Below are 239 nucleotides of genomic sequence, written 5' to 3'. Positions count from 1 at the left end.
AGGGTGTGTAAGTGCTGCGAGGCATTGAGCTAACCTGTACTAATTGCCCGTGAGGCTTAACCATACAACACCCAAGGGGTTTTGTGGACTCAAAAAAATACCAAACGCTTGAATGAGTTTGAAGAGAAATACTTTTAGATAAGCTTTCCGAATTTTAAAATTTGCTTGGCGACCATAGCATTGTGGACCCACCTGATTCCATGCCGAACTCAGAAGTGAAACACAATAGCGCCGATGGT

Annotated in this window: 1 rRNA gene; it reads left to right on the top strand. The window is 43.5% G+C overall.

Annotation, left to right across the window (positions count from 1 at the left end):
• Window positions 1–164: 164 nt before the first annotated feature.
• Window positions 165–239: ribosomal RNA gene (gene rrf, locus AACR09_RS00900) — 5S ribosomal RNA — on the top strand; the annotation flags it as partial.

It is taken from the genome of Vibrio sp. OPT20 (assembly GCF_963889365.1).
GTDB classification, from domain to species: Bacteria; Pseudomonadota; Gammaproteobacteria; order Enterobacterales; family Vibrionaceae; genus Vibrio; species Vibrio splendidus.
Note: the sequence above shows the minus strand (reverse complement) of the source record. Positions and strands in the feature narration are given on the sequence as shown.